General features: G+C 36.2%; 12 protein-coding genes and 1 other annotated feature. Of the genes, 5 read left to right on the plus strand and 7 right to left on the minus strand.

The features are described 5' to 3' along the window. Window positions 1-25: 25 nt before the first annotated feature. Both thiI and LGQ02_RS15790 read right to left on the minus strand, forming a co-directional pair. Window positions 26-1,234: a tRNA uracil 4-sulfurtransferase ThiI gene (gene thiI / locus LGQ02_RS15785; protein WP_226515300.1), complete on the minus strand. Its 1,209-nt coding sequence runs from the start codon at window positions 1,232-1,234 to the stop codon at window positions 26-28. Then, window positions 1,231-2,373 carry a cysteine desulfurase family protein gene (locus LGQ02_RS15790; protein ID WP_226515301.1) on the minus strand — a complete coding sequence of 381 codons (1,143 nt, stop codon included), beginning with the start codon at window positions 2,371-2,373 and terminating at the stop codon, window positions 1,231-1,233. Before LGQ02_RS15790 ends, thiI begins: the two co-directional genes overlap by 4 nt. Before the next feature lie 386 nt (window positions 2,374-2,759). Between LGQ02_RS15790 and brnQ the strand changes: the two genes are divergently transcribed. Then, window positions 2,760-4,067 (plus strand): branched-chain amino acid transport system II carrier protein, encoded by a 1,308-nt coding sequence (gene brnQ / locus LGQ02_RS15795; RefSeq protein ID WP_226515302.1) that lies wholly within the window; start codon window positions 2,760-2,762, stop codon window positions 4,065-4,067. Between the two features lie 192 nt (window positions 4,068-4,259). Here brnQ and LGQ02_RS15800 read toward each other — a convergent pair whose 3' ends face one another. From LGQ02_RS15800 to ezrA, 3 genes are all read right to left on the minus strand, one after another. Further along, window positions 4,260-4,799 (minus strand): hypothetical protein, encoded by a 540-nt coding sequence (locus LGQ02_RS15800; RefSeq protein ID WP_226515303.1) that lies wholly within the window; start codon window positions 4,797-4,799, stop codon window positions 4,260-4,262. Window positions 4,800-5,136: 337 nt separating this feature from the next. After that, complete coding sequence (locus LGQ02_RS15805) at window positions 5,137-5,496, minus strand: hypothetical protein (protein WP_226515304.1); 360 nt, start codon at window positions 5,494-5,496, stop codon at window positions 5,137-5,139. Between the two features lie 17 nt (window positions 5,497-5,513). Continuing rightward, a complete protein-coding gene (ezrA, locus tag LGQ02_RS15810) occupies window positions 5,514-7,217 on the minus strand; it encodes a septation ring formation regulator EzrA (RefSeq protein ID WP_226515305.1) in 1,704 nt (567 codons plus the stop codon). Between the two features lie 262 nt (window positions 7,218-7,479). On the opposite strand from ezrA, the gene hisJ reads away from it, so the two are divergent. After that, window positions 7,480-8,286, plus strand: a complete 807-nt coding sequence (gene hisJ / locus LGQ02_RS15815; protein WP_226515306.1) for a histidinol-phosphatase HisJ — start codon at window positions 7,480-7,482, stop codon at window positions 8,284-8,286. Here hisJ and refZ read toward each other — a convergent pair. Continuing rightward, entirely contained in the window at window positions 8,283-8,906 is a 624-nt protein-coding gene (refZ, locus tag LGQ02_RS15820; RefSeq protein WP_226515307.1) for a forespore capture DNA-binding protein RefZ, read from the minus strand. The genes hisJ and refZ overlap by 4 nt on opposite strands. Window positions 8,907-9,425: 519 nt before the next feature. On the opposite strand from refZ, the gene LGQ02_RS15825 reads away from it, so the two are divergent. Both LGQ02_RS15825 and rpsD read left to right on the plus strand, forming a co-directional pair. Beyond that, window positions 9,426-9,911, plus strand: coding sequence for a GAF domain-containing protein (locus LGQ02_RS15825; RefSeq protein WP_226515308.1), 486 nt, complete (start codon window positions 9,426-9,428; stop codon window positions 9,909-9,911). 289 nt (window positions 9,912-10,200) lie between these two features. Next, the gene (gene rpsD / locus LGQ02_RS15830) at window positions 10,201-10,803 is read left to right on the plus strand and encodes a 30S ribosomal protein S4 (protein ID WP_226515309.1); all 603 of its coding nucleotides are present in this window, start codon (window positions 10,201-10,203) and stop codon (window positions 10,801-10,803) included. 361 nt (window positions 10,804-11,164) lie between these two features. Here rpsD and tyrS read toward each other — a convergent pair whose 3' ends face one another. After that, complete coding sequence (tyrS, locus tag LGQ02_RS15835) at window positions 11,165-12,442, minus strand: tyrosine--tRNA ligase (RefSeq protein ID WP_226515310.1); 1,278 nt, start codon at window positions 12,440-12,442, stop codon at window positions 11,165-11,167. A 60-nt stretch (window positions 12,443-12,502) separates the two neighbouring features. Beyond that, window positions 12,503-12,724: a binding site (T-box leader), on the minus strand. 186 nt (window positions 12,725-12,910) lie between these two features. Between tyrS and LGQ02_RS15840 the strand changes: the two genes are divergently transcribed. Further along, the gene (locus LGQ02_RS15840; protein ID WP_226515311.1) at window positions 12,911-15,892 is read left to right on the plus strand and encodes a transglycosylase domain-containing protein; all 2,982 of its coding nucleotides are present in this window, start codon (window positions 12,911-12,913) and stop codon (window positions 15,890-15,892) included. Window positions 15,893-15,896: the final 4 nt, after the last annotated feature.

Genomic DNA, 15,896 nt, shown 5'->3' on the forward strand with positions numbered 1-15,896 from the left:
TTATAGCGGAAATCTTTTCCAATAATTAAAAGAGCTCTTCAAACTCTTGATCAATATCTGTTTCTGGGGTGATTTCGATTGTCTCTATGCCTTCAACAGCATCATTTACATAACGATCGATATCTAAATTTGTTTCAAAATGATTGGCCTTGTCACGAACTGGCTTTGTTTTTGTTTGTGGTGGTAAAAAGATTGTACAGCAATCCTCAAAAGGTAAAATTGACAATTCGTAAGTTCCAATTTTTTTGGATATATCAACGACTTCCTCTTTATCCATCGTTACAAGTGGACGTAAAACTGGAATATTCGTAACTTCATTTATTGTGTGCATGCTTTCTAATGTTTGACTAGCTACTTGTCCTAAACTTTCACCATTTACAATAGCGATTGCTTCATTTTTGTACGAAGCTTTTTCCGCAATCCGTAACATGAATCTACGCATAATTGTCATTTCATAGTTATCGGGAACTTGTTGGTGAATGGCTTTTTGCGCATCTGTAAATGGTACAATATGCAATTTTATTGAACTTCCATACTTTGTTAAAACGCGAGCTAAGTCCTCAACCTTTTGTTTAGCTCTTTCATTTGTAAATGGAGGGCTATGGAAATGGATTGCCTGTAGCTCCACTCCACGTTTCAATGCCAAATATCCTGCGACAGGACTGTCAATCCCTCCAGATAACATAAGCATGACTTTCCCACTGCTACCGACAGGAAGTCCACCCGCTCCCTTTGTCGTTTTACACATTATATAAGCAGCTTCTTGTCGAATTTCTACTTTTACTTCAACATCAGGGTTATGAACATCTACTGTAATATTATCAGTATTTTTTAGAATGTAGCCGCCAATTGTACGATTTAATTCTTGGGAACGATAAGGATACTGTTTATTTGGTCTTTTTACAGTCATCTTAAATGTTCCCTTTTCATTAGGAAACGCATCTTTAATCGCCCATAACGAAGCTTCGTTAATTTTATCTTGGTCAAGCTCTAATTTTAGCGCTGGACTAAATGAATAAATACCAAAAATATCTTTCAATCTCTCTGATACAGCTTCTTCATTTTCACCATTTAATTCAATAAACATACGACCAAATGAACGTTTTACTTTAACATTTTTGAAACTTCTTAACGCTTCTCGAACATTTGATTGAAGCTTTTGTTCAAAACTTTTTCTATTTTTCCCTTTCAATGCCAACTCGGCATAACGGATTAATATATGGTTATAGTTCACTGTTTTTCAACCACCTTTTTTAATGATGAAGCAACTTCTTGAAACTCTACCATAAATTGCTTCGCTTCTTCGATCGTATTGTCATAAGATAAAGAAATTCGAATCGCACTTGATGCAATTTCCTCACTTAAGCCTATCGCTTCAAGAACATGACTCGGCTCTGATTGCTTCGATGAACAAGCTGATTTTGTCGATACATAAATGTTTTTTTCAGCTAAAGCTTGAACAACCACTTCCGGTTTCACTTTCGGTACAGACAGATTTAAAATATGTGGAGCACCATCTTCTGGAGAGTTAATGACTATCCCATCTACCTTTTGACAGAAAGAACGAATTTCGTTTTTAATGTGTTGTATCTTCTTTATATCATCCGATTTATCGAGACACACTCTTAATGCTTTCACCATCGCTACTACGCCCGGAACGTTTTCTGTTCCTGCACGAAAGCCCCGCTCTTGACTTCCTCCTGATAATAATGGAGAAACTGTGACTCCATCACGAATATATAATAATCCAGTCCCTTTCATTCCATGGAATTTATGAGCTGATAATGTACATAAGTCGATAAGTGAATGCGAGAAATTTAACGGGACTTTTCCTACTCCTTGAACATGATCAACATGAAAAATAATTTTTGGATATTTCTTTAATACTTCACCAATTTCTTCAATCGGCTGAATGCTTCCTAATTCGTTATTTACATGAATCATTGAGACTAAAATTGTTTCATCAGTTATTGCACTTGCTACTTGTTCCTTACTGACCTTCCCAGTATGATCTGCTTTCAAATAAGTAACACGAAATCCTTCTCTTTCAAGTTGGCGAAACGCCTCTATGCTTGAAGCGTGTTCAACATTCGTCGTTATTAAATGATTACCCCTGTTTTTTAATTGCTTGGCCGTTCCTTTAATGCTTAGGTTATTACCTTCAGTTCCACCTGAAGTAAACAATACTTCACTAGGTTTCACTTGTAATAGCTTGGCCATGCGATCACGCGATTGAACTAACAATCGTTCTGCCGATTTCCCTAGCGGGTGAAGGGATGAAGGGTTACCAAAATATTCTGTTGCCACTTTTGTATATGTTTCAACGACTTCCTCGAAAGGTTTTGTCGTCGCACTATTATCGAAATATATCATCGCAAAAGCTCCTTTAAATCCCTTAATATCTCTATCTCTGCAACAATCTATCTTACCATAATTAAAAACAATATGGCAATGAGAAAAATCTTCAATAAATTTAACTTTCTTGTTATAGTAAGGAGTTTTCTGAAAAGAATTATTTTCTTATAATTTTCACTCTTTACAATCTTTATTTCTATGGTAGAATTCAATTCGACAATATTTTTAAAAGAAAATAAAATCTCGAACCAAACAGTTCATCATGGGAAATAAATAAGAACGTTAACGTGTACATGTAAATGCGTATTCATACTTTTAGCCATTCCGGAAAGCGCTTACACACCCTGTTTCACATTTTATTTCACCATGATAAACAGACTACAGTGTGATAGGGAGGCATCACGATGAACAATAAGACATTATCTAGAAACGAAACATTAGCGATTGGCTTTATGATGTTTGCGTTATTTTTAGGTGCTGGAAACCTCATTTTCCCTCCTGCGCTTGGACAAGAAGCTGGAACTTCCGTCTGGTCAGCAACAATCGGATTTTTAGTTACAGGTGTGGGGCTACCGATCCTTGCAATTATTGCAATTGCAAAATCTGGTGGAGATCTTAAGAAAGTTTCTGAACGAGTAGGACCATTATTTGCAATTATCTTTCCATTAGTTGTTTATTTGGCAATCGGACCTTTATTTGGAATTCCTAGAACAGGGTCTGTTGCATATGAAATTGGGTTATTGCCATATTTAACAAACGGAGCATCTACGTTATCATTATTTATTTTTACCCTCATTTTCTTTAGTCTTACTTTCTGGCTTAGTTTAAATCCATCGAAATTAGTTGGACGTATCGGTAAAGGGTTAACACCACTTCTTGTTATTTTGTTAGGGGTATTAGCTTTTACAGGAATCATTTCCCCCTTAGGATCCCCAGAGTCACCAGTTGGTGGATATGAACAATTTGCATTTTTTACTGGGTTCCAAGAAGGTTACTTTACAATGGATGCCATTGCTGCTCTTGTATTTGGTATCGTTGTTATTGCTCGTATGAAAGAGCGTGGTATCACTTCAACTGAGGAGACAACAAAAAAAGCGATTCAAGTTGGTGTCATTGCAGGAATTGGCTTAGCGCTCGTATACTTATCCCTTGCATTCTTAGGATCTACAAGTGTTGAAACTGTTGGTTATCAAGCAAATGGTGGAGTTATTTTAACTGGAATTGCTGATCAACTATTAGGTACTATAGGGCTACTTCTTCTGTCATTCGTAATTACAATTGCTTGTTTGACAACTTCTGTAGGGCTCACATCTGCCTTTGGTGAATATATTCAGCGAGTCGCACCTCGCTTCCCTTATACAGTAACAATTGGGGTCATTTCTTTATTCAGTTTATTAATGGCGAATATGGGATTAACGCAACTTCTTCAATTCTCATTGCCAATGCTAATCATGATTTATCCTGTAGCAATCGTACTCATTGTTCTGACGATTTTTAAGAATACTTTCAATGAAGACTCTCGTGTATTCAAAGGTGCTGTAATCGGTGCTGCAATCGTTAGTATTCCAGATGGCTTAAGCAATACAGAAACGTTTGCGAACCTTTCTGAATTCATTGTAAGCTTGCCGTTAGGTGAGATGGGTATTGCATGGATTATCCCTGCTTTGATCGGTGCGCTTATTGGTTATTTTCTTTCCAAGAAAGAAAAATAAATAAAAACCATTTATTAAAGAGACACTGATAAATTCAAATACTAAACAACATTCACAACCAAAACCACAGTATAAATCGCATAGAAAAAGGGACGAAGACTGCTCTTCGTCCCTTTTATAATCAATAGTTCGTTTAATATAGCGTAAACAATTTCTTCTTTAATTAAATTCTCAACTAACTTATATCAGTTATTAAACATTTGAAATTGAATATATAAGAAGTATGGATTTCATGATTATAAATAAAGTGATGATACAAAATGAAAGCGGTTTCGATATCCTCCACATAGCTCCAAAGTCTCCCCACGGATTTTTAGTTTTTACTGTCATGACGATACTGATTACCAAATATACAATATACACAACTAATGATGTCAAAATTAATGAGATACTGAGTACTGGTATCTCAAGAACAAGGTTAAAAATTAGAAATAGGATAACAATAAATACAAATTCTGAAGCGAAGCCAGCATTAATAAAACGATATGAATAGTAACCTTCAGGATCGTACTCAAAATAAGCCTCTATATATTGTTCATACCGCACGGGTGATATGAACTCACCTTCTTTTTTAATGGCAACATGAGGTGGGAATTTTTTCATTTCAATGTTCAATTTGTCTTTTGGTATACCTATATATCGGCCCATGATATAATGGCCTGTTTCATGAACATAAGTAAGAACTACACAAAATAAGCTATTTAATATTAAGTAAAAGAAAAAAACAGTCAATTTCCGCCCTCTCCTAACGCTAACCTGCAGCTATTTTAACATAAATATCCAGTTTTTAGCCTGTTCATTTCGGAATTACTCGTTGTACCTACCATTCTAGGTTGTGTATCCGTCGGCACAGCACATAGTTTATTCGTGAATCCACATTCGTTGTTGATTTAATGAATTGCCCAAAGCGGACGCTTGCCCCTATTGGCACAAGTACGACATCTGCTCATGCTCTCTGTGTTGTAATACGCTCTAAACAATTTTAAAACCTGATAATATAAAAAAAGACTGACATTCAAAGTCACCTATTAAGTGTCCTTTGTGTCAGCCTTTCTTATATCCTATTCATTTAATCACTTTCAGCTAAGGCTAGAACTTCTTCTAGTAATACATCTACAGAGATGAGTTTATCTGGAGCAATGTGATCAAAATCTCCTTTATGAATCCCCCGTTTCCCTATATCATCTAAACGAATGAACTCGTAATTATTACGTTCATTCTCTTTATTATTATTTTCCTGAGAATGTTCACTCTCATCAACGGCAATAGATTCATTTTCCTTATTAACTATATCCGTGATTCCATTATTATTTTCTCTATCAAAAGACACTTGCTTTTCACTTGGTTGTAAAACCGTTAGGAGTAAAAATGACCAAACAGTTGCACATAAAATAAGTACACTTGATAATACTAATACTTTCTTCTTCAACTCTATAATCTCCTTCACTAATAAGTTTCTTGAAGTTCTTTTTTACCTGTAACTTTTTTTAGTACATCAGGGTCCACAGGCTCAACAGCATGTAATGCAATCTCTAACGCTTCATCATATTGATATTGTCTAAACTTATCTTCTGCTTGAAGGAGTTTTATATTTAAATCATTATTTTGACTACGATAACGATTCCCATATTGGATAACTTGTTCTGCTAAGTTCGCATCGTCCATCGTTGCATAAAGCTTTTCTACACAATTTTTCACTTGTTCCTTCGCTTCATTCACTTTATTTAATACATCGTCAAGTGATAAAGGTATTTCATTTAATTTATTAGAAGCTTGGCCAAGTAATTTTTCGGCTTCATCCATTTTGTAAAGTAAGCTTTCTGGAACACCCGGTAAATTACTTTTGTGTAATTTTTTTTGGGCAGTCAATAGTTCGTTCCGTAATTCACCGATCATATCAGAAGCTTTTCTTTCATCACTTCTTAAGTGGTTAAGCCCTTCTTTCGCTTCCTTTAATTCTATTTCAAATGCATTCGCATCTTCTCTAAAAGTTTGAATCATTTTTCGAAGTGACGTAAAGGATTGCTTCTTTTCTTCTGCAGCGTCTTTAATGACACTAAACTGGCTCAAAAGATCCTTTAATTGTTTTTCCATTTTTAACTGTTTTTTATCTTCGTCTTCTGGAAGGCGATAATTTAATTTTACCGTTTCAGTATCTGTTCTTAGTTCCTGAAACTGATGTGGCAATTGTTCAGTCAACACTTCAAGTTCAGCAATTTCATTCTCAACAAAATTGCGTGATAATACCTCGTGTTCAAGCTTTTCGTAAATTTCATCAATCTCATTTTGAATCGCTTCTACTGGCTCTTTTACTTCAGTTAGTTTTAGGCTTTCTATAAGAGGTAGTAAAGCAAATAATCGCCTTTTCATTTCTTTTATTTGCCATGAAAAGGAGAAATGCTCCAATACATATCCATCCTCTTCCATCTCTTCTAATCCGTTTTCTAATTCTTGAACTTGTTTCGGTAATTCTTTTTCAACGAGTACGAGATATTGCGGAATTTCATCCATCGACTCAACCGCTTCATTTAATGTTGATTCAAGACTTACAAGAATTTCTTTTGCTTGAAAGTAGTTTCCTTCTTCCATATGTTGTTCAAACTGTGTAAACTCATCTTGCATACATTTTAAATTCTTTTCGATGACTTGACTTGCATTTCCAAGCGTACCTTTTTGTACCCATAATTTCTTTTTTGTCTCGTCATATAAGTCCTTCACTTTATGGATATTCTCACGGTTTTGTTCTTCACTATGTATGAGTTGGTCAACTTCGGCAACCATTTCGTCGATATGCTTTTCAATACGTTCAAGATCTTTCTCAACCGATATAATTACTGACTTGGCCTTACCAAAGCGGTATTTATTTCCGAGCTCTTCAATATCAAATAACTTTTCTTCAATATTTGGGAGCTGGACAGTAATAATCTCATCCCATTTAGAACGCCACTGTTCAAAACGTTCTTCCGTTTCACCCGACATTTTTAACCCTTTTATCTTTGATAATTCCTCTGTAACTGGTCTGTTCATTAATTGAACCTTTTTATTTTCAATGCGGTCGACTTGTTTATAGATTCGCTTCCGTGACCACGCCCCATAAACAACGATACATACAAAAACTACAATTAATCCATATATAATATAAGCATACATATGAGGCCTCCTCCACTAATTTGTTTTGTGCTTATTCCCTTTTTTGTTATAAAAAAACGTGAAAGAAAACGACAGTGATCGTTTTCTCTTGAAAAATATCATCATTTCATTCAATATACAAATTCCCTAAGGAAAATACAAAAATTATCTAAATTTGATAAATTTCTTCCCCTTTATAATATCATGGAAAGAGCATCTTTGGATGATTTTTCTTTCAATTTTCTTAGGATTTTTGAATCTTTTTTCATTGGAGTTGATAAATATGAGTATATATGACGGGCATATTCATACACCTTATTGTCCACACGGGTCAAATGACACACTAAAAAAATACGTCGAAAAAGCATTGCAGCTTGGCTACACTGAAATGACATTTACAGAACATGCACCACTTCCAAAAAGCTTTTCTGATCCAGTACCAGATAAAGACAGTGCCATGGATAAAAGACATCTCGACTCTTACATAAAAGACCTAAACGAGTTAAAAGACAAATATGATGGGCAAATAAAAATTAACGTCGGGTTAGAAGTCGATTATATCGAAGGGTTCGAAGAGGAAATTACAGATTTCCTAAACGAATGGGGGCAGCACCTCGATGACAGCATTTTATCCGTGCATTTTTTGAAAATCACAAGTGTCAATTACGTTTGCTTAGATTTTGATGAGCACTCATTTCACCACTTACAAAAATCACTCGGGTCTACAAAAGACGTTTACGAACTTTATTACGATACGATTGAAAAATCAATTTCTTGTGATTTAGGTAAATACAAACCAAAAAGAATTGGCCATATAACACTTGTAAGGAAATTCCAAGAGCTATTCCCTCGTCAATTTGATGACTCAAAATACATGAATAAAACATTAAATAAAATGAAGGATTACAATCTAACTCTTGATGTAAATGGTGCAGGCATTATAAAGCCTTATTGTAAAGAACCCTACCCTCCCGAACGATGGATAAAAGAAGCAAAAGCATTAAACATTCCCTTAGTATATGGCTCAGATGCTCACAGCTCGAATGGGCTTGGACAAGGGTGGGAAATCTTACGTCAATCTATTTATTAATTCTTAACTTCTTCTTTGAAATGAGAAGCTACCCACCTTGCTAATTCCGTAAAGTATTCATCTAAGAAGTTCGTATCATGAGGCATAAGATGGTACACTTCTCGAATATATTGCGGATGTAAAAATGGCATCGTCATCATTCCACGGAGTTGTAAAACAAAATATGAGCTTGGTAATTGTGCAATTTCTCCATTCTCATAACCAATTTTCATTAACGTTTGAAATAAATGTTTTTCTTTAGCTAAATACGTTGTCATTAATTCTCGAATCAATGTTGAGTCTAAGGTAATTTCACGATGAACAAAACGAGCAAGGTGGAGGTTCTCCTGTTGATAGACCATACCGTCCCATATTGCTTGCAGCAAACAATCATAAACTTCACTTTCTTTTGATTTAGCCATATGTACTTGAGTCTCTATTGATGAAAGGTACCCTTCAAGAAAGCTAGTCATTAAATGTTCTAACAACCCTTTTTTACTACCGAAGTAATAAGAGATTAATGCGACATTTGCTTCTGCTTTATTTGCAATATCGCGAACTGACGTTCCGCTATAACCATTGACATTGAATAGTTCAATTGCTGCGTTCATCATCTTTTCTTTTGATGCTTGTTTTTTCACGAGAATCCACCACCTTTCAAGATATTATTCTTTCTTGTTCAACATAACGTCATTTACTATGTAAATTCATCAGAAAGTGCGAAAATTCCTTTATAAATTTATCGACATAAGTTTTGATTTTTTAAATATTTTATAAACCATGATATAATTCATCTTCAATAAGGGAAATAGTAAATTTTTATAATCTTTTAGGAAAAGGATTCATAAAAAATTGTTGCTTTTATAAGGATGTGAAACATTCGAATTTTGTTCCAGGTCGACGTTTTTAGCTTTCATGGTGTCTTCTTTGCACCTCTGGGCACAAGTGCGACATCCTTTTAAGCTTCTCTTCGTTCGCTTTCATGGTGTCTTCTTTGCACCTCTGGGCACAAGTGCGACATCCATGAAAGCTTCACTTTGTTCGCTTTCATGGTGTCTTCTTTGCTATTTTTAATGGTGGAGTCGTCTCCGTTGGTTTATTCGAGTTTCACATAACTATTTATGAAAGCAAGCTATATAAAAAATAATGGGGGAATGAAAATGTTTCAAGTTGAACAATACAAAGGCTCGCTAGAAGAACAATACAAGTTTTTATCAAAGCAACTTGCTGCACTATTAGAGGGAGAAACAGATAATGTCGCTAACTTAAGTAATGCCTCTGCTCTTCTTAACCAATTTTTAAATGATGTCAACTGGGTAGGATTCTATTTATGGAAAGAAGAAGAGCTTATCCTAGGGCCTTTTCAGGGGTTACCAGCATGCGTAAGAATTAAATCAGGAAAAGGTGTATGTGGTACCGTTGCTCAAAATAAAGAAACACTACGTGTGGAAGATGTGCATCAATTCCCTGGTCATATCGCTTGTGATGCCGCTTCAAACTCTGAGATCGTTGTTCCAATTATTGTTAACGACACCCTATACGGAGTGCTAGATATTGATAGTCCATCAAAGAACCGCTTTTCAGAAGTTGATGAAAAAGGATTAGAACTATTTGTTTCTACGTTACAAAATTACTTAACGAAATAATTAATCGAAAGACTCACCAACTGGTGAGTTTTTTTACACGATGACTCCTAAGATGCATTTTTCACAATGCCCTTGACTTCTATTACAAAAAATTATACACTATTCTTTGTGCAAATAAGACAGCCAAGGTAAACAGCATATTGTTCATTTTATTCCCGTTATATACGAGGTGTACCGTGTAACCTCTAGCTGTCGAGGCGAGGGTGCATGAAAATAAAATGACTATATGATTGGGATTACCACTGTTATTTATTTTCACAGAATATAAATAATAAAGGAGGAGCTAATTATGGCTCGCTATACAGGACCAAGCTGGAAGCTTTCCCGCCGTCTAGGAATTTCTCTTAGCGGAACTGGAAAAGAGCTTCAAAAGCGCCCTTATGGACCAGGAGAACATGGTCCAAATCAACGTAAAAAAATGTCTGAGTACGGACTACAACTTCAAGAGAAGCAAAAGCTTCGTCACATGTACGGAATGAACGAACGTCAATTCCGTCGTTTGTTCGAAGAAGCTGGTAACCGTGAAGGTATCCATGGTGAAAACTTCATGATCCTTCTTGAGTCTCGTCTAGACAACCTTGTTTACCGTTTAGGTCTTGCACGTACTCGTCGTCAAGCTCGTCAGCTTGTTAACCACGGTCACGTAACTGTAGACGGAGGACGTGTTGACATTCCATCTTACCGTGTTAAACCTGGTCAAGTTATCGGTATCCGCGAAAAATCTCGTAACCTTGATATCGTGAAAGAATCTGTAGAAGTTACAGACTTCGTTCCTGGTTACTTAGAGTTCGATGCTGAGAAATTAGAAGGTACTTACACTCGCCTTCCTGAGCGTAGTGAATTACCTGCTGAAATCAGCGAACAGCTTATCGTTGAGTACTACTCTCGTTAATAGGTTGATTACGAAAACCACAGTCATTATGGCTGTGGTTTTTTATGTTCTCATATTTTCAAATATCGATTGTCTAAATCACATCCTTTTGTGATGAATTTTACGTGCTTCATAAACACTTCATAGTGATCTTTATTCATTTTTCACCTACATGAGCTCTGCAACTCATTATGGCGCCTACCTACATCTGTTTCACCATCTACAGTTCCACGAACGCTTCATAACAACATTCATAATTATTTTCTCCTCCACAGGCTCCATGAACGCTTAAGTTCCATTTCCTATTCCATATTCACCGTTTCACAACAAAAAAAACCGAAGTAACTACAACTGTTACTTCGGGCTACGAACATAATAATATTTAATTTGCGTAACGAATTAAGAAAAACTTTTTCTTTCCACGACGAATAATTGTAAACTTACCATCGATTTTATCGTCACTACTAATTGTTTTATCCATTTCTTGGCAACGATCCCCATTAATATATACTGCACCATTTTTAATATCTTCACGAGCTTGACGTTTTGAGGGTGAAATGTTTGCTTCAACAAGTAGGTCAATAAGACCTTTCCCCTCTTCTTCAACCGTATGAGAAGGAACGTCTTTAAAACCTTGAAGTACTTCGTCTGCCGAAAGGCTCTTCAAATCTCCTCCACCAAACAATGCAGAAGAAATGTTTTCTGCTTGTTCTAATGCTTTTTCATCGTGAACAAATTTTGTTAGTTCTTCTGCTAATTTTTTCTGAGCTGCTCGTTCATGCGGACGCTCTTGTAATTCAACTTCTAATGCGTCAATTTCATCTTTTGATAAGAATGTGAAGTATCTCAAAAACTTAATGACATCTTGATCATCTGTATTAATTAAGAATTGGTAGAACTCATATGGTGACGTTTTTTCTGGATCGAGCCAGATAGCACCTCCTTCAGTTTTACCAAATTTCGTACCATCTGCTTTTGTTACAAGGGGAATCGTAAATCCGAATGCTTTTTCCTTTTCATCCTCTTCTTCACCATACATTTTACGGATGAGCTCTAGTCCTGCAGTAATATTCCCCCATTGGTCACTGCCGCCAATTTGAAGCTTACATCCTTCATTTTTGTATAGTTCATAAAAATCGTAGGATTGTAGGATCATGTAGCTGAATTCGGTAAATGAAATACCAGAAGTAATTCGAGATTCTACAGAATCTTTCGCCAGCATGTAATTTAACCCAAAGTTTTTCCCGACATCGCGAAGGAAATCAATGACTGACATTGAACCAATCCACTCGTAGTTATTAACAAGTTTCGCTCCACTATTTCCATCAAAGTCTAAAAAGCGAGAAAGCTGTCCTTTGATTTTGTTACTAAATTCTTCAACCGTATTTTCCTCATTTAACGTCCGCTCCGCTTTCTTACCACTTGGGTCGCCAATAAGTCCTGTTGCACCACCAACTAATGCAAGTGGTTTATGACCAGCTAATTGAAAGCGTCTTAGCGTTAAGATCGTTAATAAGTGGCCGATGTGTAAGCTATCTCCGGTTGGATCGAATCCGCAATATAGTGTGACGGATTCCTTTTCGAGTAACTCTGTTAACCCTTCTTCATCTGTCATTTGATTGACTAACCCACGGTATTGTAAATCTTCTAATAATGCCATCTTTCGTCACCTCATATTTAAATATTAAATTAATGAAAAACAAAAAACTCGTTCCCTAAAAGTAGGGACGAGTTGATCGCGGTACCACCCTGATTGGAATAAAAATATTCCCGGCTCGATGAATAACGCCTCATTTCGCGTTCCAGCATAAATTAAATGATTTATGACAGGAAAAGACTCCAAGGAAGTAATTCATTTTACGTCTTTGTTCCGGTTCGCAGCATCCACCGATTCTCTGAGACAGTGAGACGAAAACTACTTTTTCCAATTCAACGTCTAGTGACCTTATTTATTTGTTTAAAATCAGTTATTAATACTTTCTCTAGACCAAGAACACTTATCATTACACATTTTTATCATATTCTTATATTTATTGTCAACTTCTGTTTAAGATTTTACACGTTCATATATATATTCGGACTTTTTGTATGCTATAATATTCATGACTTTTTAGGAGGGTTTTAAAATATGAGTGATCAGAAATATTCATTTCGTAAATTGATAGAAAGAAAAGAGTCGCAAACTGTTTTGAAGGGCGTCAGAGTGACCTCTGGTGTATTTTGGAACTTATTTTTAATATTTTCTATTCTCGGACTCATGGCTCTATTTTTTGTAGGTGGTGCTGGAGCAGGTTATTTCGCATCACTAGTTAAAGATGAACCTATCCGAAGCTATGATGACATGAAACGTGACATATATGACTATGAAGAAGCAACAGAAATCTTCTTTGCAGATGAAATCTATTTAGGTGACTTACCTAGTCCTTTAGAAAGACGTGAAGTCGGTCTAGAAGATGTTTCTGAACATCTAATTAACGCTGTCATTGCAACAGAAGACGAATATTTTTTTGAGCATGACGGAATCGTGCCGAAAGCCTTATTACGAGCAGTCTATCAAGACTTTTCTAATGCATCAACACAAACGGGTGGTAGTACACTCACACAGCAACTTATTAAAAACCAAATTTTAACGAGTGAAGTGACCCATGACCGAAAAGCAGCAGAAATATTACTAGCAATGAGACTTGAAAACTTCTTTGAAAAAAATGAGATACTTGAAGCATACTTAAACGTCGTTCCATTTGGACGAAATGCATCTGGAAGGCAAATAGCAGGTGCTCAATCTGCAGCTCAAGGAATCTTTGATGTAGATGTTTCTGAGTTAAATATTGCACAATCTGCTTTTATAGCCGGTCTACCTCAAAGCCCCTTTGCTTATACACCATTTACATCCCAAGGTGTACAAAAAGAAAGCTTTGATGCAGGATTGAACCGAATGCAAACGGTTTTAAATCGTATGCACTCAGGAGGTTATATTACTGATGAAGAACTAGAAGAAGCACTAGCTTATGACATTCGTGAAAACTTAGCTGAACCACAACCTTCTAGTTTAGATGAGTATCCTTTTATTACTGATGAAGTAAGAAGACGTGCAATAAATAAGTTAATGTATGTATTGATAGAACAAGATGAGATAAACATTGAAGAAATTGAAGATGATGATCAAAGACAACTGCTTATAAACCGTTATCGTGAAGAAGCTCACCGTTCATTACACAGAGATGGATACCGTATTCACACGACGATTAATAAAGACATTTACGATGCACACAACCAAGTCGTTGCAGAATATGAATACTTTGGTCGCACCAAAGAAAAAACCATTACAAACGATGAAGGTGAAGAAGAAACAATCACTTATCTAGAAGAAGCTTCTTCTGTTTTACAAGAAAACCACACTGGAAAAATTATTAGTTTTGTAGCAGGGCGCGACTATGAAAAATTAAATTATAATATCGCCACACAGTCAACTCGACAAACTGGTTCAACAATGAAACCATTATTAACATATGGTGTCGGGTTTGAAACTGGAGCAATTCAGCCGGGTTTTATTACCCCAGACGTTCCGACAGAATATCCTCACGGACAACCTGTTACAAACTTTGATAATCGTTATTTAGGACTAATGACTGCTCGAGAGGCACTACAGCGTTCAAGAAATACGCCTGCAGTTAGAGAGTTTAGAAAAGTAGAGCACGGGGTTGCACAAGAAGCGTTAATTAATATGGGATTCGAACGTTATTTTGGTGGAAATGAACCATATGAAGCAACAACGCTAGGTACTTTAGCAATGTCGATAGAAAGAAATACAAATGCTTTTTCTTTATTTGGTAATGGAGGAAATCGCGTTGATAGTTATATGATCGAACGAATTGAAGACTCAAATGGAGAATTACTTTATGAACATGAACCAGAAGAGTTTGAAGTATTTACTCCACAAACTGCCTACTTAATGATCGATATGATGAGAGATGTATTACGTTCTCCTGGTACCGCCTCTGGCCTTCCTAGTCAATTAAACTTTTCAGCTGATTGGGCAGGTAAAACAGGGACAACAGGTGGTCCTTGGGATTATTGGTTTGTCGGCTTAAACCCTAACGTAACATTAAGTATTTGGATCGGTTATGATAATAACGATCGAATTGAAAATGCTCATGGATACAGCTATGGACAACGTACGCAAATGTTGTGGGCACGACTGGCAAATGCGATTTATGACATTGACCAAGAATTAATTGCACCTTCAAAGCGATTTGAATCACCTGGTGGGATTGTTCGTCAATCGATTTGTGGAATTTCGGGTAAATTACCATCTGACCTATGCCGTGAAGCAGGCTTAGTAACAGAAGACTTATTTAACTCACAATTTGTTCCAACTGAAGTTGATGATAGCCTTGAACGAGTCAATTATGTTAGAGTGGACGACAGCTTATATAAAGCATTAGAGACTACTCCAGCAGAATTTACGAAAGAAGGAATTTCAGTTAAAGAGGAATACTTCGACTTTGCTGAAGATGGAGATATATCAGAGTACATTCCAGATAGTTGGGATACTTTGATACCTGACGAAGATGCACCTGACAATGAAAAAACACCAGATCCACTAACATCATTAGCGGTATCAGATAACTCAATTCTTTGGGATGAGCATCATGAAGGAGATGTCATCGGTTACCGTGTCTACTATTCTCCATCTGAAGGAGCAACCTTCAGCTTAGTAGACAGTGTTATTTGGGATGAACCATTAAACTATTCTGGAAACACAGGAGCTTACTATGTCACATCAGTTGATGTGGCCGGCAGAGAATCAGCACCTAGCGAACAAGTCGTTATCGGCACTTATGAAGATCCTGAACAAGATAGAGATGATGAGAATGATCAAGGGTCTGGCAATGATAACGGAACACGTGAAGACGAAGACGAAGATGAAGATGAAGATGAAGAAGATGACAGTGACAACAATAATGGTAACGAAGAAGATGAAAACGACAATGATAACGATAATGACGATGAGGAAGACGAAGACGAAGATGATGAAGACGATGAAGACGATGATGAGAACGGTGACGATGATGAGAACGGTGACGATGAAGAAGAAAATAATGAATAATTTA

Origin of the sequence: Bacillus shivajii (genome assembly GCF_020519665.1) — a bacterium.
Classification (GTDB): Bacteria; Bacillota; Bacilli; order Bacillales; family Salisediminibacteriaceae; genus Bacillus_CA; species Bacillus_CA shivajii.

Excerpts from the sequence above, each read along its gene's own strand:
- LGQ02_RS15825 (WP_226515308.1), top strand. The coding sequence starts at position 9,426 with ATGTTTCAAGTTGAACAATACAAAGGCTCGCTAGAAGAACAATACAAG.
- tyrS (WP_226515310.1), bottom strand. The coding sequence starts at position 12,442 with ATGGCATTATTAGAAGATTTACAATACCGTGGGTTAGTCAATCAAATG.
- brnQ (WP_226515302.1), top strand. The coding sequence starts at position 2,760 with ATGAACAATAAGACATTATCTAGAAACGAAACATTAGCGATTGGCTTT.
- hisJ (WP_226515306.1), top strand. The coding sequence starts at position 7,480 with ATGAGTATATATGACGGGCATATTCATACACCTTATTGTCCACACGGG.
- LGQ02_RS15790 (WP_226515301.1), bottom strand. The coding sequence starts at position 2,373 with ATGATATATTTCGATAATAGTGCGACGACAAAACCTTTCGAGGAAGTC.
- LGQ02_RS15840 (WP_226515311.1), top strand. The coding sequence starts at position 12,911 with ATGAGTGATCAGAAATATTCATTTCGTAAATTGATAGAAAGAAAAGAG.
- ezrA (WP_226515305.1), bottom strand. The coding sequence starts at position 7,217 with ATGTATGCTTATATTATATATGGATTAATTGTAGTTTTTGTATGTATC.
- rpsD (WP_226515309.1), top strand. The coding sequence starts at position 10,201 with ATGGCTCGCTATACAGGACCAAGCTGGAAGCTTTCCCGCCGTCTAGGA.